Origin of the sequence: Thalassorhabdus alkalitolerans, from assembly GCF_042656525.1 — a bacterium.
Classification (GTDB): Bacteria; Bacillota; Bacilli; order Bacillales; family Marinococcaceae; genus Thalassorhabdus; species Thalassorhabdus alkalitolerans.
This window is the reverse complement of the sequence record NZ_JBHSOZ010000003.1, coordinates 676,589-694,834: the sequence shown is the minus strand read 5'-3', so window position 1 is coordinate 694,834 and position 18,246 is coordinate 676,589. Positions and strand designations below refer to the sequence as shown.

General features: G+C 40.6%; 18 protein-coding genes and 2 pseudogenes. 13 read left to right on the top strand and 7 right to left on the bottom strand.

The window, feature by feature from the left end:
* Positions 1–7: 7 nt before the first annotated feature.
* Positions 8–853, top strand: coding sequence for a family 1 encapsulin nanocompartment shell protein (locus ACFPU1_RS06110; protein WP_054635179.1), 846 nt, complete (start codon positions 8–10; stop codon positions 851–853).
* A 322-nt stretch (positions 854–1,175) separates the two neighbouring features.
* Here ACFPU1_RS06110 and ACFPU1_RS06105 read toward each other — a convergent pair whose 3' ends face one another.
* The gene (locus tag ACFPU1_RS06105) at positions 1,176–1,643 is read right to left on the bottom strand and encodes a hypothetical protein (protein ID WP_054635180.1); all 468 of its coding nucleotides are present in this window, start codon (positions 1,641–1,643) and stop codon (positions 1,176–1,178) included.
* A 366-nt stretch (positions 1,644–2,009) separates the two neighbouring features.
* Between ACFPU1_RS06105 and ACFPU1_RS06100 the strand changes: the two are divergent.
* A pseudogene (locus ACFPU1_RS06100) lies at positions 2,010–2,585 on the top strand (peptide-methionine (S)-S-oxide reductase MsrA); the annotation flags it as partial.
* A 56-nt stretch (positions 2,586–2,641) separates the two neighbouring features.
* Here ACFPU1_RS06100 and rraA read toward each other — a convergent pair.
* Positions 2,642–3,118, bottom strand: coding sequence for a ribonuclease E activity regulator RraA (gene rraA, locus ACFPU1_RS06095; RefSeq protein WP_385939472.1), 477 nt, complete (start codon positions 3,116–3,118; stop codon positions 2,642–2,644).
* Positions 3,119–3,360: 242 nt separating this feature from the next.
* On the opposite strand from rraA, the gene dapD reads away from it, so the two are divergent.
* The 4 genes from dapD to ACFPU1_RS06075 all read left to right on the top strand — a co-directional run bounded on the left by dapD (position 3,361) and on the right by ACFPU1_RS06075 (position 6,885).
* A complete protein-coding gene (gene dapD, locus ACFPU1_RS06090) occupies positions 3,361–4,080 on the top strand; it encodes a 2,3,4,5-tetrahydropyridine-2,6-dicarboxylate N-acetyltransferase (protein WP_100399526.1) in 720 nt (239 codons plus the stop codon).
* A 74-nt stretch (positions 4,081–4,154) separates the two neighbouring features.
* Positions 4,155–5,369 carry an aspartate aminotransferase family protein gene (locus ACFPU1_RS06085; protein ID WP_385939470.1) on the top strand — a complete coding sequence of 405 codons (1,215 nt, stop codon included), beginning with the start codon at positions 4,155–4,157 and terminating at the stop codon, positions 5,367–5,369.
* Complete coding sequence (locus ACFPU1_RS06080) at positions 5,366–6,490, top strand: N-acetyldiaminopimelate deacetylase (RefSeq protein WP_385939468.1); 1,125 nt, start codon at positions 5,366–5,368, stop codon at positions 6,488–6,490. The genes ACFPU1_RS06085 and ACFPU1_RS06080 overlap by 4 nt, the downstream gene beginning before the upstream one ends.
* Positions 6,491–6,636: 146 nt before the next feature.
* The gene (locus tag ACFPU1_RS06075; RefSeq protein ID WP_054635183.1) at positions 6,637–6,885 is read left to right on the top strand and encodes a YkuS family protein; all 249 of its coding nucleotides are present in this window, start codon (positions 6,637–6,639) and stop codon (positions 6,883–6,885) included.
* 241 nt (positions 6,886–7,126) lie between these two features.
* Here the strand turns inward: ACFPU1_RS06075 and ACFPU1_RS06070 are convergent, their stop codons facing one another.
* Complete coding sequence (locus ACFPU1_RS06070) at positions 7,127–7,960, bottom strand: mechanosensitive ion channel family protein (protein ID WP_385939465.1); 834 nt, start codon at positions 7,958–7,960, stop codon at positions 7,127–7,129.
* A gap of 477 nt (positions 7,961–8,437) precedes the next feature.
* Here ACFPU1_RS06070 and ACFPU1_RS06065 point away from each other — a divergent pair, with 477 nt between their 5' ends.
* The 4 genes from ACFPU1_RS06065 (at position 8,438) to ACFPU1_RS06050 (ending at position 11,225) form a co-directional block, all read left to right on the top strand.
* Complete coding sequence (locus ACFPU1_RS06065) at positions 8,438–8,983, top strand: peroxiredoxin (RefSeq protein WP_100399522.1); 546 nt, start codon at positions 8,438–8,440, stop codon at positions 8,981–8,983.
* Positions 8,984–9,063: 80 nt separating this feature from the next.
* On the top strand, positions 9,064–9,519 hold the full coding sequence (locus ACFPU1_RS06060) for a TlpA disulfide reductase family protein (RefSeq protein WP_385939463.1): 456 nt from the start codon (positions 9,064–9,066) through the stop codon (positions 9,517–9,519).
* Between the two features lie 246 nt (positions 9,520–9,765).
* Positions 9,766–10,455: a peptidoglycan recognition protein family protein gene (locus ACFPU1_RS06055; protein WP_385939461.1), complete on the top strand. Its 690-nt coding sequence runs from the start codon at positions 9,766–9,768 to the stop codon at positions 10,453–10,455.
* A 95-nt stretch (positions 10,456–10,550) separates the two neighbouring features.
* Positions 10,551–11,225, top strand: coding sequence for a potassium channel family protein (locus ACFPU1_RS06050; protein WP_100399519.1), 675 nt, complete (start codon positions 10,551–10,553; stop codon positions 11,223–11,225).
* A 153-nt stretch (positions 11,226–11,378) separates the two neighbouring features.
* Here ACFPU1_RS06050 and rnjA read toward each other — a convergent pair whose 3' ends face one another.
* Positions 11,379–13,046, bottom strand: a complete 1,668-nt coding sequence (gene rnjA, locus ACFPU1_RS06045) for a ribonuclease J1 (protein WP_385939459.1) — start codon at positions 13,044–13,046, stop codon at positions 11,379–11,381.
* A gap of 4 nt (positions 13,047–13,050) precedes the next feature.
* The gene (locus ACFPU1_RS06040; RefSeq protein ID WP_054635186.1) at positions 13,051–13,260 is read right to left on the bottom strand and encodes a DNA-dependent RNA polymerase subunit epsilon; all 210 of its coding nucleotides are present in this window, start codon (positions 13,258–13,260) and stop codon (positions 13,051–13,053) included.
* Positions 13,261–13,733: 473 nt separating this feature from the next.
* Here ACFPU1_RS06040 and ACFPU1_RS06035 point away from each other — a divergent pair, with 473 nt between their 5' ends.
* Positions 13,734–14,525, top strand: coding sequence for a Cof-type HAD-IIB family hydrolase (locus ACFPU1_RS06035; protein WP_385939456.1), 792 nt, complete (start codon positions 13,734–13,736; stop codon positions 14,523–14,525).
* 43 nt (positions 14,526–14,568) lie between these two features.
* Here the strand turns inward: ACFPU1_RS06035 and def are convergent, their stop codons facing one another.
* Both def and ACFPU1_RS06025 read right to left on the bottom strand, forming a co-directional pair.
* Positions 14,569–15,114: a peptide deformylase gene (def, locus tag ACFPU1_RS06030; RefSeq protein ID WP_385939454.1), complete on the bottom strand. Its 546-nt coding sequence runs from the start codon at positions 15,112–15,114 to the stop codon at positions 14,569–14,571.
* 159 nt (positions 15,115–15,273) lie between these two features.
* A pseudogene (locus ACFPU1_RS06025) lies at positions 15,274–15,366 on the bottom strand (YjcZ family sporulation protein); the annotation flags it as partial.
* 320 nt (positions 15,367–15,686) lie between these two features.
* Here ACFPU1_RS06025 and ACFPU1_RS06020 point away from each other — a divergent pair.
* Both ACFPU1_RS06020 and pdhA read left to right on the top strand, forming a co-directional pair.
* Positions 15,687–16,445 carry a YkyA family protein gene (locus tag ACFPU1_RS06020; RefSeq protein ID WP_385939452.1) on the top strand — a complete coding sequence of 253 codons (759 nt, stop codon included), beginning with the start codon at positions 15,687–15,689 and terminating at the stop codon, positions 16,443–16,445.
* 716 nt (positions 16,446–17,161) lie between these two features.
* Positions 17,162–18,244 carry a pyruvate dehydrogenase (acetyl-transferring) E1 component subunit alpha gene (gene pdhA, locus ACFPU1_RS06015; protein ID WP_054635189.1) on the top strand — a complete coding sequence of 361 codons (1,083 nt, stop codon included), beginning with the start codon at positions 17,162–17,164 and terminating at the stop codon, positions 18,242–18,244.
* Positions 18,245–18,246: the final 2 nt, after the last annotated feature.

The following is an 18,246-nucleotide window of genomic DNA, read 5'->3' as shown; positions in this document are numbered from 1 at the left end:
GATGTGGATGAATAAACTTAATAAATTTTCTGATTCCCCATTGGCAGGGAAAGATTGGGAAAACTTGGACGATACAGTTATAGAAAGTGCTAAACGTCAATTGATCGGACGCCGATTTATTGATATATACGGCCCGCTTGGTGAAGGGATTCAAACCGTTACAAATGATGTGTACGGCGATCCTGGACTAGGGACGCTCGGTTATCATGGGGAAAGCCTCCAAATGTCCGAACCGACAAAACGAGTTAATTTAACAATTCCTCTTCTTTACAAAGATTTTATGCTCTATTGGAGAGACTTGCAGCAGGCAAAGTCTTTGGATGTTCCTGTTGATTTTTCTGCGGCAGCAAATGCAGCAGCGCAGTGTGCTCTCCTTGAAGACGATATGATTTTTAACGGAGCAGAACAGTTTGAGCTGGAAGGTCTTTTGAACGTAAAAGGAAGAGTTACACACATTAGAGAGGATTGGAAGAAATCAGGGAATGCCTTTTCTGATGTCGTGGAAGCGCGAAATAAGCTTTTGAGAATGGGACACAGTGGCCCTTATTCACTTATTTTATCTCCGGAACTCTATGCTCTCGCACACAGGGTGCATGAAGGAACAAATGTATTGGAAATTGACCATATTAGAGAATTGGTAACTGATGGCATCTATCAATCTCCAGTTATTAAAGGAGAAACAGGAGTTCTTGTTGCAACGGGAAGAGAGAATCTTGATTTAGTTATTGCAGAGGATATTGATACAGCATATATGGATACAGAAAATATGAATTACCTTTTCAGGGTATATGAAAGCACAGTACTCCGAATCAAAAGGCCAAGCGCAATTTGCACTCTGGAATCTATGGAGTAGACAAACAAGGGATTATCGTACATCCTTTTATCAAAAAAATGAGCCAGGATTTTAATCCTGGCTCATTTTTTTGGCATCAGTTCATTGAAGTGGCCCAAAAAGGCAGATAAGAAATTTTATTAGGAGTTGCTGGGTAATTGTGCTGTACACGCGTCCCACCATTCAAATTGATTGTAATGGTTAGCGGCATGCAATGCTTGTACAAGAAGTAGAGGTAAGCAGCAATCAACACTGCCTTCCGAGACTTATACCAAGTCTGCCTAGAAAGAATAGAAGAGGTGAGACCAACAAAAAAGCTGTTGAAACATTCAACAGCTTAGGATTATGCGATTTGAATTACATTATTTTCTGTATAGTCAATATGGGCAGCAATTGGTGTGGAACGCAAAGCCTCTTTCCCAATATCTTTAATAAGAGCTGCCGCTTCTTCCCGGAAAATCTTTGTATAGGACCCTTCATTAATTTCACAAAGCTTTTTTAAATAACGAATACGCTGTTCTGTTTTAATTGGTTTATAATAAGTATTTTTCATTTCATGGACTCTGCAATGAGTTAAAGATTGCATCATGCTGATATCCTGAACATTTACTACATAGCTTTCTCCTTGGTCTGTAACAAAGGAGACTGAATAAAAAGTCGATCCAGAGAAATCAATGTTTGTAATAACAGGGTTGGTAAATTCTTCTCCGGTTCTTAAGCGGATTCGCTTTGCTTCAATTGCCCCTCCCACTTTTCTTTCATTAGAAAGAATTGTATGAATGTCTGCGAACCCATCTACACTGTACCCCATAAAAAAACCCTCCTGTCAGGCAATATCTCTGAAATTGAAAGTCATTATCAATGTTATTAAGTTCAGTTTACCTGAGAACCATTATCAAGTCAATAAGAATTCGAAAGATTTTGGAATTATTTTGAATATTGTAAAAGTGTCCTTGCACACTTGTTATCACTATGAGTAATGTATTGCCCTAACAGTGGTCAATATCTAAAAAGGTTGAAAAACGGATCACACCCATTCAGAATGAAAGAAACATGAGGAAAGCTTTTAGGAGATACTAGCAAGGGAAGGAGGAATGACATGATAAACGAGAACGGAAAAAACAGTACCCAGTCAACGGGATACGCTGTGTTTGGTATGGGGTGATTTTGGGGAACTGATGCCCGGTTCGGGCATATACCTGGAGTGCGCAGCACAACGGTCGGATATGCAGGGGGCACAACCAAAGATCCGACTTACAGGAGAATGGGGGACCATACAGAAACCCTTCGTATTGAATATGATCCTGAACAAGTTTCTTATCAGCATTTAGTTCGTTTATTCTGGGCCCATCATAATACTTCTCTAGTTTATGGGAGTTCAAGGCAATATATGTCGTTGCTCCTTTATTACAATGAAGAGCAGTATCAGACTGCCAATGCTGTAAAACAAGAAATAGAAAATGCGGAAGGGATATCGATACGGACAGAAATCGCATCTTTTCAAGGATTTACAAAAGCGGAGGATTACCATCAGAAATATTATTTGAAAAGGTTCCCGCATGCGATCGCTCATCTGTCAAGTCTCTTTACTGACCATCAGGAAATGGTCAACTCTACACTTGCTGCGAGATTAAATGGATTGGTTAAAGGATATGGAACCATGGAAGAGATAAAAAGGGACCTTACGAATTGGGGGCTGCCAGTAGAAGAAGAAAATAAGGTTATTGAATGTATAAATACGATACGCTGGTAATAAATAATGAGAGGCTGTTTGCTCGGTACGACAAGTAAACAGCCTCTTTGCGGCGTTTATTTTAATTTTTCCTTTGCCAGGACAATTCCGTCTTCATCTGCATAAACCCATTCACCGGGCTTCCATTCTACTCCTGCAAATTCTACAGGTACATCGGTTTCTCCTTTTCCTTCTTTAATGGATTTAAATGGGTTGGTGCCAAGGGAGAAAATACCTATGTTCATTTCATTGATCTCTTGGGAGTCACGGATCATTCCGTGGATAATAATTCCTGCAAGGTTTCTATTTACAGCAATTTCTGCAAGCATGTCTCCCATTAAAGCACAGCGCATGGAACCACCGCCGTCTACCACCAGGACAGAGCCTTCCGGTATGGTTTCAAGAGCTTTCTTAACGAGGACATTGTCTTCAAAAACTTTTACGGTTTTAATTGGACCGGCAAACGTTCGTTTTAGTCCGAACTGTCGAAAGATAGGTTTGGCCAGTGTTAGTTGGTCTCTAAATTCATCACATAAATCAGTCGTTGGTATCATATGTATTCCTCCTTTTTTTAAGTCTCTTTTTGTATTCTTTTTTTAGAAGAGAAATCCTCTTCCTTCTCATAAATTGTTTGTTTTTTATACTCTTTACAGCTTTCTTGTCGAGGAAGATAGAAAAACATGATAAAATGATTAAGTATGCCAATAATAGAACAGCAGGGAACCATTTCCCTTTTGATATAGTAAATCCTATGATAACCTATTGGCGTAAAAGACTTTTAAGGAGGAAACGTGACATGAAACAAATGGATGCAAACGAAATTATTAAGTTTATATCAGAAAGTGAAAAATCAACCCCGGTTAAAGTACATATTAAAGGCCAGCTGGACGGTATTGATTTTGGTGAAGAAACCAAATCATTTATCACCGGTGATACAGGAGTTCTTTTTGGAGAGTGGAAACAAATTGAGAAGGCTCTAAAAGAAAATGAAGAGAAAGTAGAAGATTATGTTGTGGAAAATGATCGCAGAAATTCTGCTATCCCTCTTCTTGATCTTAAAGGCATTCAAGCGCGAATTGAGCCAGGAGCTATTATCCGCGACCAAGTTGAAATCGGTAAAAATGCTGTCATTATGATGGGAGCGTCCATCAACATTGGCTCTGTAGTCGGTGAAGGAACAATGATCGACATGAACGTTGTCATGGGCGGCCGGGCAACGGTCGGAAACAACTGCCATATTGGAGCGGGTGCTGTTCTTGCGGGAGTAATTGAGCCTCCATCTGCTAAGCCGGTTGTTGTAGAAGACGGCGTAGTTGTTGGAGCCAATGCTGTAATACTTGAAGGTGTTACTGTTGGAGAAGGGGCAGTAGTAGCAGCAGGAGCCATTGTAACGGAAGATGTCCCTCCAAACACTGTAGTTGCCGGAACTCCAGCACGAGTAATTAAAGAAATCGACGAGCAGACAAAAGGAAAAACAGAAATTAAACAAGAGCTTCGTCAGTTAAAAGAAGACTAATAAATAGAAGGTACCATGTTAAGACTCCCGTGCTCTCTTGCGGGAGTCTTAAAAGCATAAAGGGGGAACAGAAGGTGGCAAACTGGCAGGAGCTAGACGAGAAATATTTAATGAATACCTATCAACGGCTGCCTATCGTGATAGAAAGAGGCGAAGGAAATTACTTATATGATAACGAGGGAAAGGAATATATGGATTTATTTACAGGGCTGGCTGTAAATGTTCTCGGTCATTCTCACCCTACTATCATTCAGGCTTTAAAGGATCAAAGTGAGAAGTATCTGCATATTTCTAACGTGTTCTTAAACCAACAGGCAATTAAGCTTGGGAAGAGACTAATTGAGCTTTCTATCCCTGGAAAAGTGTTTTTTGTTAATTCTGGAGCCGAGGCAACAGAAGCAGCAGTAAAGCTGATCCATAAGTGGAGAACAAGACAGGAGGAAGACCGTTCTGGCGTGGTAGTGCTTGAAAAGAGTTTCCATGGAAGGACGTTAGGAGCGATAAAATTAACAAGGCAGCCTGGCATTTATCAGGATTTTCCTGCAGCAGATTATCCCGTATATGAAGCTGAACCTGAAAATCTTAAGGATCTTGAAGACGTACTGAAAACGAAAAAGCCGGCAGCTCTATTAATGGAGCCGGTCCTTGGTTCAGGAGGAATTCTTCCATTAAGCAAGGAGTTTATGGAAGGGGCGGCATCGTTATGTGAAAAATACAATGTCCTTTTTTGTATAGATGAAATTCAAACAGGTGTTGGAAGAACCGGCGAGTTTTTTGCATACCAGCACTCAAACGTAACCCCTGACCTTGTTTTATTTGCCAAAGGTATTGGAGGAGGTCTTCCTTTAGGCGGTATCATTGCGGGAGAAAAACTGGAGTCATTGTTTGAGCCTGGAGATCATGGCACCACCTTTGCCCCGTCACCTTTGAGTTCAGCGTTAGGGAACGCTGTAATAGATGTTCTTTACGAGGAAAAAGGCCTTGAATATGGAAAAGAAAATGCAGCCTACTTATGGCAGCGTCTTGAAGGACTTCAAGGGAAATATCCTGAACATGTGGAAGGGATTCGAGGGATCGGTATGATGCTTGGGGTAGTCATGAAAGAGAATGCTTCTACAATAAAAGCTCTACAAAAAAACTTGCTTTCCAAAGGCTTTATGGTAAATGTCACACAAGGAAATATTGTTCGTCTGCTGCCGCCGTTGACCTTGCGAAAAGAAGATACTGATCGTTTTGTTACTGCCTTCGAAGATGAAATTGCCGTGATTAGAAAGGGCGTCTCCTCATGAGTCTAATGAATAGGTATCAGACCATAAGAAAAGACCTTCATAGAATACCGGAGCTTGGATTTCAGGAGTACAAAACTCAGCAATATTTACTTGACCGTATCAGCGAATTTCCACAAAACCATTTAACCATTGAAACATGGAAGACTGGAATTTTTGTATTTGTTACGGGTAGCAGTCCGGAGAAAACCTTTGGTTACCGAACGGATATAGATGGCCTTCCAATGAATGAGCAAACGACTTATGACTTTAAGTCAGAGCATGAAGGATGTATGCATGCTTGCGGTCACGACCTTCATATGACAATTGCCCTGGGAATCCTCAGTTATTTTTCTGAAAATCAGCCCAAGCATAATCTCCTTTTCATTTTCCAGCCTGCAGAAGAAGGTCCTGGTGGAGCAGAACCGATGATGAACACAGAGACTTTCAAAAAGTGGAAGCCAGATGAAATGGCTGCCCTGCATATTGCTCCAGAATACCCGGTCGGCACCATTGCCACCCGTGAAGGGCTTCTGTTTGCCAACACTTCTGAGCTTTTTATTGATTTAAAAGGAAGAGGAGGACATGCAGCACGACCTCATTTAGCCAATGACATGGTTGTGGCAGGCAGTCACTTGGTGACACAGCTTCAAAGCATAGTAGCAAGAAATGTAGATCCTTTGGATTCAGCGGTGGTGACGATTGGGAAAATAACAGGAGGGACAAAGCAAAATATTATTGCTGAGACCTCCAGGCTGGAAGGAACAATCCGAACGTTATCGATTGAAAGCATGCACAAAGTAAAAGACAGGATTCAAGCATTGGTCAGTGGGATTGAAGCTAGCTTTGAATGTGAAGGGTCTATCGATTGGGGTGCAAATTACAGGCAGGTATATAATGAATCAGAAACGACCAAGCGATTCATGGATTTTACCCGCTTAAAAGAAGATATCCATCTTGTCGAGTGCAGTGAAGCTATGACAGGAGAGGATTTTGGCTATTTTCTTGATGATATCCCCGGGTTTATGTTCTGGCTGGGAGTGGATACACCATACGGGCTTCATGATGCCAGAATCGAACCTCAAATAGAGGCTGTCGAAGTGGCTGTGAAGCACATGATTGATTACTATAATAGTTTTTCATAAAGCCACCGTCACTTGGTGTTTTTTTGACGTAGGCAAAAGCTTGGCTTGCCCTGTAAATGGGAAGCCAAGTTTTTTCTGTTTCTTTTGCATGAATCACCTATTCAACGTACATATTAACAGAGAAAACACGTGAAGGAGGTAGTAAAATGGCTCGAATTGGTGTAGAAGAATCATTAACAGATGTGCAACAGCAGCTTCAGGAATTTGGACATGAAGTGGTTACTTTGAGACAACAGCAGGACGCTGAGGGCTGTGATTGCTGTGTCATTACCGGTCAGGATGAGAATATGATGAACATTCAGCAGACTGCAATGGAAGGGTCTGTGATTAATGCTCATGGCTTTAGTTCAAACGAAGTGTGCAGTCAGGTTGAGGAAAAGCTTAATCAAAAATAGTCTCGTCATACACATATACATGAAATAGTGACCTTTCTGAGGTCTCTTCGGCCGTTGAGATGATTATTGTTCTCAACGGCTTGTTGTTTTGGGCGAGGGAAATAAGCCAGGCTAATAAAGGTTGGTATATCATCCCCCTTAAACTACTATGGCAGGTGTTAGGTGCTTCTTTTTTATCCACATCAAGATCTGTAATAAAAAGACCGGCTGTCTCTTTACAGGCAGCCGGTTTTTAAGGTCATTACATTTTTTGGATATTAACTTGGTGAGGGAACGGAATTTCAATTCCATTAGCGTCTAGTGCTTCTTTGCAGGCTTTTCTAAGTTTGCGCTCAATCCCCCATTGTTCCATGTTTTCCGTTTGTCCAATAATACGAATAATTACATCAGAATCTCCGAAGCTTGCTACACCTAAGACGTGAGGGCCGTCTTTAATCACTTCTTCTTCAGCTGCTACTTGGTCACAAGCATCCTGAAGAACTTTCATGGCGCGGTCAATGTCGTCATCATAGGAAATGCTTATATCAATCATTGCCTGCATGTTTCCTTTTGAATGATTGCTGACGGAGCTGATTTCCCGGTTAGGAATATAGTGGAGTGTGCCGTCAAAGGCGCGGATTTGAGTGGTTCGCAGTCCGACTTCTTCTACTACGCCATCCAGCCCGGCAATTGTCACATAATCATCCACATCAATCTGCTTTTCTAAAAGAAGGAAAAAACCGGTGACTACATCACTTACAAGACCCTGGGCACCAAAACCGACAGCAAGCCCTATAATCCCGGCTCCAGCTATAATTGGAGCGATATTTAAATCAAAAATACCCACAATAATTGTGATCAAAACGAAAATTAGAGCATAGGCAAACACGTTAAGAGAAAGGTTCTTTAAGGTTTTCACTCTTCCCGGATGCATGTTTCGCTGTTCAGCCATTCTTTCAAAACTTCGGCTGATAATTTTTTTTCCTATGCTGCGTGCAATAAGGTAGCCGATAATCACGAGGATAATCTGCAGGAGGATCATAACCGCCCCGCCTACTAACACGCCTAAAAACGTATCATTTAAAAGCTCTTCCATCAATAAGGCTCCTTTCTGATGTATCTACTCAATAAAAGGATACCCGGCCTTTAAAGGCAAAGGGTACGTGTCGAAGTATAACACATTATGACAACCTGTAAAAAAATTATCCTTTCCCGATGGACTCTCTAGATAACAGGAAGCCGACTGAATAAAAAACAGAAACTAAGCAAAAATATAAAAGGATGTTTTATGAGCATTTTATTTTACAAGCTTCCACTTGTTGGGTAGAGTAAATGTGAGACAGGCTTTTACATTTCTTTTTCATTGCATTCTCAATTTCATCATCTTTTCTCATTGTCATTGATAAAATTGTGTTTGTTTTTTCTTCGATAGGGAATGTTACATAAGGGATAAATGGCGTTTTAGCAATCAATTTAAATTAATTACAATTTAATATTGACTTTAAATAACAAGCCATTTATAATATATTTTGTAATCAGAGATCATTTCAATTCATTTAGGAGGTAATTATTAATGACTGATAAGCGTATGGTAGCCAAGCAAGCACCACGATTTGAAATGGATGCGGTAATGCCGAACAAAGAGTTTGGTAAAGTAAGCCTTGAGCAAAACATGAAAGAAGATAAGTGGACTGTACTTTTCTGGTATCCAATGGACTTTACGTTCGTATGTCCTACTGAGATCACAGCTCTTAGCGATCGTTACGACGAGTTTGAAGACCTTGATGCAGAAGTAATCGGTGTATCTACTGATACAATCCACACTCATAAAGCATGGATTAATACACACCGTGATGATAACGGTCTTGGTGACTTGAACTATCCATTAGCTGCTGATACAAACCATGAAGTATCTCGCGAGTACGGCGTACTCATTGAAGAAGAAGGGGTTGCTCTTCGCGGTCTATTCATCATCAGCCCTGAAGGTGAACTGATGTACTCTGTTGTTAACCATAACAACATTGGCCGTGATGTAGATGAAACACTACGTGTGCTTCAAGCTCTTCAAACTGGCGGTCTTTGCCCAGCTAACTGGAAGCCAGGCCAAGCTACTTTGTAATTCACTAACAACTATAGTGGAAAAGGTCTAGCAGCAATGTTAGGCCTTTTTCTTACTCATATAAAAAGGAGGAAATAAATATGGCACTTAAACTACGCTCGGAGATGCCTGAAATTGAAGGAGCTACGACTTGGTATAATGGAGAGGTCACAAAGGAAGATCTAATTGGAGACAAGCCGACATTAATCCATTTTTGGTCAGTCAGCTGCGGACTTTGTAAAGAAGCTATGCCAAACGTGAATGAGTTCCGTGATAATTATAAGGATGATTTAAATGTGATTGCTGTTCACATGCCACGTTCTGAAAAAGATCTGGACCTGGATCAAATTAAAGAAGTAGCGGATGAGCATGACATCACGCAGCCTATCTTTGTCGATAATGAGCATAAGCTTACTGATGCCTTTGAAAATGAATATGTTCCTTCTTATTACGTATTTGATAAAGATGGAACGCTTCGTCACTTTCAAGCTGGCGGAGGCGGAATGAAGATGCTTACTAAGCGTGTTAACCGCGTACTGGGCATTAAAGATAAATAAATATAAAAAGGTGTCTCAGAAGGTTGCATTAACAGTAACCGGTGGAGACACCTTTTTTATCGCATGTTACCGCACGAGATTGATTGGTTTTATTTTATCTACATAGAATGAAGAGATTGTAAAAGACCTGACTGGACTCTGAGCAAAATGAATGAATCCTTTTTTAGCAGGATGGCATACGGCAGGATTCTTTATTTCCTCCTTTTTTTGACTGAAAAGCTATGTCAAAGAAGGAGGTGTTTTTTTATGAAGATACACATTATTGATAAGCGAAGGCAATTGCCACGGCATCACAATAAAAAATACAGAAGAAGATCAAGGGAAGACATCACGCAAATTGTCATACACCATAGCGGCACCAAGGAAGGCTCACCTGAGAGCTTTGCAAGGTATCATGTGAATCACCATGGCTGGCCGGGCATAGGGTACCATTATGTGATTGACAAAAAGGGGAGGGTATTTCATTGTCAGTCTCAGGAAGAGATCACGTATCATACAGCCAACCATAATCAACAATCCATTGGGGTCTGTCTGATTGGCGACTTCACAAAAGAGTCTCTCACAGATTTTCAGAAAAAAGCTGCCCTTGCTTTCATTCGCTTTCTTGCAAAAGAAAGAGAAATCCCAATTGCAAATGTCCGGGGACATAACGAATATAAAGGGCACGGATCGTCCTTATGCCCAGGTATATCTATGGAAGGATTTCGTGGACAATTAAGGGAGAAACATCTCCTTCCCTTATTAAAAAGAGGGGCAAGTGGGGAGGAAGTGAAGTTTCTTCAGCAAGCATTAATTAAAAAGGGATTTGATCCAAAAGGTATAGACGGAATGTTTGGTCCTCTTACAGAAAAAGCAGTTGTAGATTTTCAAAGGGCAAACAACCTGTTTATTGATGGGATTGTCGGTCCATATACTTGGTTCTCTTTGGGACTGTAATAATATTTTGCCAAGCAATTTAGCATAAGTTAAAATAAACTAGCAAAGGTCTATTGCCCAATTAATTATTTGGATTGTATTTGGAGGAAGAACGAGTGAAAAAACAATTTGCTGTAATCGGCCTCGGACGTTTTGGGGGAAGTATTTGTAAAGCGTTGTCTGCTGAAGGGATGGACGTATTAGCCATTGATATGGATGAACATAAAGTAAACGAGCTTGCTCCCATTGTCACTCAGGCGGTAATTGCTGATGGAACAGATGAAAAAGCGTTGAAAAGTCTTGGGATACGTAATTTCGATCAAGTGGTGGTTGCAATAGGAGATGACATTCAAGCAAGCATTTTAACTACCTTAATATTGGATGATATGGGGGTCAAAAATATCATCGCTAAAGCACAAAATGATTACCACGCAAAAGTGCTTGCCAAGATCGGAGCTGATGAAATTGTGCATCCTGAACGAGACATAGGCGTCCGAATCGCACATAACGTCGTATCGGAGAACGTATTGGATTACTTGGAGCTTTCTGATGAATACAGCATCGTTGAGCTTGTAGCGGGACCCACCATCAATAATAAGAGCATTGTCGACCTGGATTTGCGAACACGGTACGGTTGTAACATTCTTGCAATCAAAAGGGGAGAGGAGATCAAAGTGTCTCCGTATCCTGAAGAAAAGATCCTTACACAGGACGTGTTGATTGTTATTGGGGCTGACAAAGACATTAATCGTCTGGAAAACAGATGGATTGATGAAGAAGGAAACGCTTAAGAAGACACGCCTCCGTAGAAACGGAGAGAGACAAAGCTAGAGAGAAGCCTGGTGTGATCAGTTCCTATACTATTTCTTTCTTCATTTAATCCTGATTCTGCTTTGAAAACGATGTGCCTATAATAAAAAAGCTGCCAGCAGGCAGCTTTTTTATTATACTTCCATAATTATTGGAAGGATCATTGGCTTTCTTTTTGTTTTTTCATAAAGGTACGGGGACAATAAGTCAATGATTTCATTTTTTATTTCAGACCACTGGGTCGTTTTCTTATTCATCACTTCTTGTAAATGTTTTGCGAGCATACTTTGAGCGTCATTAATCAAATCACTGGATTCACGCATGTAAACAAAACCGCGGGAAATTATATCTGGTCCAGCGGAAACCTTAAAGTTTTTCATATCAAGGCTGACAACCACAACAACTAATCCCTCTTCGGATAGGATACGTCGGTCGCGCAGGACAATATTTCCAATATCCCCGATCCCATGCCCATCTACGTAAACGGCTCCAGATGGTACTTTACCGACAACGGAAGCTTCATCTCTTGTTAAAGCTAAAACTTCTCCATTATCCATGACAAAAGAATTCTCTTTTTCGATGCCGCAGTCACTGGCAAGAACTGTGTGCATCTTCAGCATGCGGTATTCTCCATGAATAGGCATGAAAAATTTCGGTTTCATCAACCTGAGCATTAGCTTTTGTTCTTCCTGGCCGCCGTGGCCGGATGTATGAATGTCATTTAATGAACCATGGATGACATTTGCACCTGCGCGGTAAAGCTGGTTAATGATCTTATTTACAGATAGCGTATTCCCTGGAATTGGAGAACTTGAGAAAACGACTGTATCTCCAGGAATCACTTGAATTTGGCGATGTGTACCAAAAGCAATTCTGGAAAGAGCAGCCATAGGTTCTCCTTGGCTTCCCGTACATATAATAGCCACTTGATTATCAGGAATGCGATTTAACTGTGAATGATCAATAAATGTTCCTTTTGGCGCCTGAATATATCCTAGTTCTTGGCCGATGGTCATCGCATTTTCCATGCTGCGCCCAAAAATCGCAATCTTTCTTCCGTGCTTAACCGCTGCATTTACAGCTTGCTGAAGACGATAAATATTAGAAGCAAAAGTTGCAAAAATAATTCGGCCATCTACTTGGGTAAAAATATTCTCGATGCTTTTGCCGACTTTTTTTTCAGACATCGTAAATCCTGGGATTTCGGCATTTGTGCTGTCAGAAAGAAGACAAAGCACTCCTTCTTCACCAATTTGAGCCATTCTAGTTAAATTGGCGGGGGCACCTACTGGTGTAAAATCAAACTTGAAATCACCGGTATGAACAATATTTCCTTCAGGGGTGTGTACGACAATCCCCAAGGAATCTGGAATACTGTGTGTAGTACGGAAAAAAGAAACCTGTGTATGGGCAAATTTAATCACATGGTCTTCTTCAATAGGAATCATCTTGGCCCGGCGCAAAAGCCCATGCTCTTCAAGTTTTCCTTTGATTAGGCCCAATGCTAATTTTCCGCCATAAATAGGAACGTTGACCTCCCGCAAAAGGTAAGGAATTCCTCCAATATGATCCTCATGTCCGTGTGTAACGAAAAGACCTTTAATCTTTTCCTTGTTTCTAATAATATACGTATAGTCAGGTATGACGTAGTCGATACCTAGAAGCTCGTCTTCAGGAAACATAATTCCGGCATCAATAAGAATAATTTCATCTTTGTATTCAATGGCATACGTGTTTTTGCCGATTTCCCCAAGGCCTCCAAGGGCGAAAACGGCAACTTGATTCTCTTTAATTTGTTTCATTTCTCTAGATGTTCTCCACTTTGAAATCTTCTCTTTGTTTTTCGTATTCCAAGAAATCTCCTGAAACTTCCTGGACTAATTCAATATTGTAGTTTCTGTCTGCCAGTTTATGCCGTACTTCTCTTTCACTTTCTGCTTCAACGAAAAGTGAATGAGTATTTTCCCGGACAGGAGCTTCTTCAATATTCTCCTGATAAAATACTTTAAAAATCATCTTCGACCTCTCCTTGTTCTGTTAAATAATGCTTATCCTATTATAAAACATTGGACTGTGTTTTTCATGCTTTTGGTATGCATGAAAGGTAAAGCCTTTCATTCCGTACATGCCAGTCTAGAAATTGTAAGGTATTTTTCATTATTTTTCAATAGAGAAAGAGGCCGAATGTTAAATTCAGGCATTCAATAAGCGTTGTTTTGGTAAAAGATTCCGGCATCCCTTCAGTAATCTTTTTCTCCATTTCCGCATCATTGACTATCCCTCCTTGTAATTGGTTTGCCCTTATTATGTGCGGCCTGCCGGAATTCTTGCCCTGAAAAACTTGGAAGAAAAGAAGCTGTCTTTTTCTTTTCATTCTTATCTGTTTGCTTCATAATGGTAGGAAATCAGGCAACAGTGGAATTTTCCTTATAGAAGCAGATACTTTACATAGAAGTAAGCTGTGGTAAGAGAAAAAAGGAGTGGAGAAATTGAAGAAGCCAGGCATTGTATTTTTTGATATTGACGGTACGCTTTATACAAAGGAAATGATTGTACCCCCTTCGACTAAGGAGGCAATTGCTGAGCTGAAAAATAAAGGAGTCTATGTGGCTATTGCTACAGGACGCGCCCCTTTCATGTTTGAAGAGCTTAGAGAAGAATTAGGTATCGAAACGTTTGTCAGCTTTAACGGTTCATACGTAGTGGCAGAAGGAGAAGTTATTGAAAAGAAGCCTTTGAATTTTAACTATCTAACTCGTCTGAAGGAGCATGCAGAATCGCAGAATCATCCCATGGTTTTTGTCGATCATGAAGATTTTCGTTCTACGGTAAGCAACCACCCTCATATTGTTGAAAGTGTAGGCGGGCTCAAATTACCGTATCCTTCTGAGGATCCAGACTATTTTAAGGAAAGAGAAATTTATCAGGCTTTGCTTTTTTGCAGCGGACACGAGGAACATGTATATTTACACTCCCATCCGAAGTTTGATTTTGTTCGCTGGCATAATCTTGCTGTGGATGTGCTTCCTCAGGGAGGGTCGAAGGCAGAAGGTATCAAAACAGTTGCTCGTCATCTCGGATTTACCATTGATGAAGCTGCTGCCTTTGGAGATGCGTTAAATGACATTCAAATGCTGGAAATGGTAGGTACTGGAGTGGCGATGGGAAATGCATTAGACAAGACAAAAGCTGCAGCTGATTTTGTAACGGCGTCCGTTGATGAAGGGGGCATACGGGCAGGCCTGGAGACACTCGGTCTCCTTGAAGGTAATAAAGTATAATGAAAAAAGGCTCCGTTTCCGGAGCCTTTTGCAAGTAAATAATTTACAGGTCGGGCAGTGACCTTTTCATTTTGTCATCATAATCTTCGATTCGGTCATAAAACATTATGCCGTCTAGATGATCAATTTCATGCTGGAACACGATAGCAGCAAGACCGCGGAGTCGAAGCTGAACCTCTTCTCCGTCTTCTGTGGCAGCCTTAACAGTAATCCGGGAATACCTGGGTACAAGCCCAGGTACATCTCTGTCAACGGATAAACATCCTTCACCGTTATCAAGGTGCGTTGTTTCAACCGAATGACTTACGATACGTGGGTTAAATAGTCCATAGCTGTATTCCCTTTCCTTTTCATCTATAAGGTGCACAGCAAAGAATCGTTTGCTGATTCCAAGTTGAGGGGCTGCGATACCTACACCGGAGCGAAGGCCGTATTTCTCAGCGATCTCTGGATCCTGGCTGTTTTTTAAGAATTCAAGCATTTTTTGCACTGTTGCTTTATCTTCTTCCGAGGGAGGAAGAGGAACTTCTTTCGCTACCTGTCGCAGTACTGGATCTCCTTCTCTAACAATATCATTCATTGTAATCATTGAATTCACTCCTTTCTTACTCGTGGTAGTTCATATTAATTCATATAACAATCCCGGTAAATTCAATACTAAGGTCCAAAATATATTATAAGCAAAAAACTACAGTATGTAAAAGTAAAAGCCCCTGCCGGAATTGGCACGGAGCCTTTACAAAACCAATTATTTGCTTGGTGTGTGATGATGGAAACGAGAAGCCCCAACAATGATTAACAAAATGAAAAGAACTACAATCAAAGCAAAGCCTCTTCCTGGTCCGTGTCCTACACCAGCTACTTGAGTAGGATATCCATATCCGCAAGGATCATAACATCCACCGTGACCCCACATTATTCATCCCTCCTTCAAAAATCCGCTCTCTTGAGCGTTTCTATATCACTGTATGTAAAAGAAACCATAACGGATGGTCAAATGCCCAGTAATTATCAGCTTTTTATTCCAGGATTAATATGGAAGATTAATTGATTTAAAAGAAATATTGCTATATCATTGGGGAAGTGAATAACATTTTTTGGTTATTTGTGGTTTTGTGTAGAAATAAACCTTTTTATGATTGAATCTGGGGGACGAGACATATGAAAAAAATAATACTTAGCAGCATAGCTGCATCCAGCCTTTTAGTCATTTCAGCCTGTGGGGAAAGTAGTTCCGAAGCAATTTATAATCATTTGGAAGAAGCAGTTGAGCTTGAAGAGGGATTTCAGCAGCAACAGGAGCCATTAATGGAGGCTGAACAACAGGAATATGAGATTTATGAAGAAATTTTATCCCTGGGTCTGACTGAATTAGAGGAAATACAGGCTCTTTCAAATGAAGCCCTTGAGCTGGTAGATGAAAGAGAAGAGCGGTTGGAAATGGAAAGAGAAAGTATTGAAGCCAGCTATGAAGAGTACCAGCAAGCAGAAGAGGAAATGGAGAACCTTGAGGAAGAAGAGGAAATTGCTGCTGCCGAGAATATTAGAGACACAATGAACGAGAGGTATGCCTCATATGAGGAGCTCTATACAAATTATTCGGAAGCCATTGAGTTAGATCGTGAACTTTACCATATGTTTCAGGATGAAGAACTTGAAATCGATGAACTTCAGGATCATATTGATACGATAAATGAAAGGTACCGCTCTGTGGTAGACAGTAAAGAGCGATTTAATGAATATACAGACAGATACAATGAAGCTAAATCTTCTTTTTATCAAGCTGCAGGGCTGAATGTAGAAGAAACAGAAGCCCCTGAAGCAGAAGGTCCAGATGAAGATAATGAAGAGGAAGACAATGGTGAAGAAGAGGAAGAACCAGAAGCAGAAGAACCTGGCGATGTGGTCGATAACGGGTAAAAGTTGAATTTCCCAAGGGGACATTGCGTCTTATAGATAAAGAAGGTACCGATTATCAGATTGATAATTGTTACCTTTTTTTGTTGTGTATAAAACGGAATAAATGTTTTTAGGGAGTGACACATCTAACTAGGTAATGGCTCAACCACCTGTATACCAACCTTAAAAGGCGGGACTGTTTTCTCAAAGACATCCGATATGTTAGTGGTTTATCTTTTGATCTTTTTGATTTGGCCATTCTTTTTTTATGTTATATAAAGTGTTACATTTTTCCTTAGCCAGTTAGAAGGGTTTGATGTAAAGCTGTTTAGTGTAAACTTTAAAATGATATATAACAGTTTAGTGGATTTTCTCTATGTGCAAATTTTTAACAAAGCAGTGAAATAGTAATTACAAAAGGATTGACGAACCTTTTTCAATTAGTATAGACTAAGTGTTGGATAAAGGTTGTATTACTTTTTTAAGAAAAATCGTGATACAGAAAGAAATATGAAAAAAATGGGTGGACAGTGATTATAGAGGATTAGAAAAGGGAATAAGGATTTTTAGGCTTATTCTTAATGAGTTTGATCACTTATGGTTACCCTACGTTTAGGTGTTTTTATCCAGCTAGATAGTAAGAGGCGAGGGCACTCCTCTTCTCTTATATATAGTTTGTCACCCTTTACAATGGAAACAATGATTTCTTATTTAGAGGAAAGGAAGAGGTGAACATAGTGGCTACTAATACAATTGAGCAAGTCGAAGGTCACTTTGAAACATTTCAGATTTTAAATGAAGATGGAGAAGTAGTGAACAAAGACGCTATGCCTGATCTTTCAGATGAGGAGCTCCAGGAATTAATGAAGCGTATGGTCTATACAAGAATTTGGGACCAGCGTGCCATTTCTTTAAATCGTCAAGGTCGTCTTGGCTTTTATGCACCAGTAGCTGGGCAGGAGGCTTCTGCTTTAGGTTCGCAATTTGCACTAGATAAGGAGGACTGGATTCTTCCTGGTTACCGTGATATTCCACAGATTGTTTGGCACGGTCTACCTTTGTATCAGGCCTTCCTATGGTCCCGAGGACACTTTCATGGCGGTCAGTACCCTGAGGATTTAAATGTAATCATGCCGCAGATCATTATTGGTGCTCAAATCGTTCAAACAGCAGGGGTTGCCCTTGGTTTAAAACGAAAAGGAAAAGAAAACGTTGCAATTACTTACACGGGAGATGGCGGTGCTTCCCAAGGTGACTTCTACGAGGGCATGAACTTTGCCGGAGCTTATGATGCACCAGCTATCTTTATTGTCCAAAACAACCGATTTGCGATCTCTGTTCCGGTTGAAAAGCAGTCTGCTGCAAGCACGATTGCCCAAAAAGCAGTAGCGGCAGGAATTCATGGTGTACAAGTTGATGGCATGGATGTACTAGCGGTCTACGCAGCGACAAAAACAGCCCGCGAAAACGCGTTAAAAGGTGAGCCTACCCTTATTGAAACGCTAACCTACCGTTATGGTCCTCATACGATGGCAGGGGATGACCCAACGCGCTATCGTACATCTGACCTTGATAACGAATGGGAAAAAAAGGACCCTCTTATTCGCTTCCGGAAGTATCTTGAAAGCAAAGATCTATGGACTGAGGAAAGAGAAAATGAAATTGTAGAACAAGCAAAAGAAGACATTAAAGCTGCGATTAAACAAGCAGATGAAACACCAAAGCAGAAGGTCACTGACCTTATCGGATTTATGTTCGAAACATTGCCAGCTAACCTTCAAGAGCAATTGGAAGAATATAGAGCGAAGGAGTCGAAGTAAGC

Bases quoted from the DNA above. Each gene is read 5' to 3' on its own strand.
- ACFPU1_RS06110 (WP_054635179.1), top strand. From the start codon at position 8: ATGAATAAACTTAATAAATTTTCTGATTCCCCATTGGCAGGGAAAGAT.
- ACFPU1_RS06105 (WP_054635180.1), bottom strand. From the start codon at position 1,643: ATGGGGTACAGTGTAGATGGGTTCGCAGACATTCATACAATTCTTTCT.
- ACFPU1_RS06075 (WP_054635183.1), top strand. From the start codon at position 6,637: ATGGCTCGAATTGGTGTAGAAGAATCATTAACAGATGTGCAACAGCAG.
- rraA (WP_385939472.1), bottom strand. From the start codon at position 3,118: ATGATACCAACGACTGATTTATGTGATGAATTTAGAGACCAACTAACA.
- def (WP_385939454.1), bottom strand. From the start codon at position 15,114: ATGATTACAATGAATGATATTGTTAGAGAAGGAGATCCAGTACTGCGA.
- ACFPU1_RS06080 (WP_385939468.1), top strand. From the start codon at position 5,366: ATGAGTCTAATGAATAGGTATCAGACCATAAGAAAAGACCTTCATAGA.
- ACFPU1_RS06055 (WP_385939461.1), top strand. From the start codon at position 9,766: ATGAAGATACACATTATTGATAAGCGAAGGCAATTGCCACGGCATCAC.
- ACFPU1_RS06065 (WP_100399522.1), top strand. From the start codon at position 8,438: ATGACTGATAAGCGTATGGTAGCCAAGCAAGCACCACGATTTGAAATG.
- dapD (WP_100399526.1), top strand. From the start codon at position 3,361: ATGAAACAAATGGATGCAAACGAAATTATTAAGTTTATATCAGAAAGT.
- ACFPU1_RS06040 (WP_054635186.1), bottom strand. From the start codon at position 13,260: ATGATTTTTAAAGTATTTTATCAGGAGAATATTGAAGAAGCTCCTGTC.
- ACFPU1_RS06060 (WP_385939463.1), top strand. From the start codon at position 9,064: ATGGCACTTAAACTACGCTCGGAGATGCCTGAAATTGAAGGAGCTACG.
- ACFPU1_RS06020 (WP_385939452.1), top strand. From the start codon at position 15,687: ATGAAAAAAATAATACTTAGCAGCATAGCTGCATCCAGCCTTTTAGTC.
- ACFPU1_RS06070 (WP_385939465.1), bottom strand. From the start codon at position 7,960: ATGGAAGAGCTTTTAAATGATACGTTTTTAGGCGTGTTAGTAGGCGGG.
- rnjA (WP_385939459.1), bottom strand. From the start codon at position 13,046: ATGAAACAAATTAAAGAGAATCAAGTTGCCGTTTTCGCCCTTGGAGGC.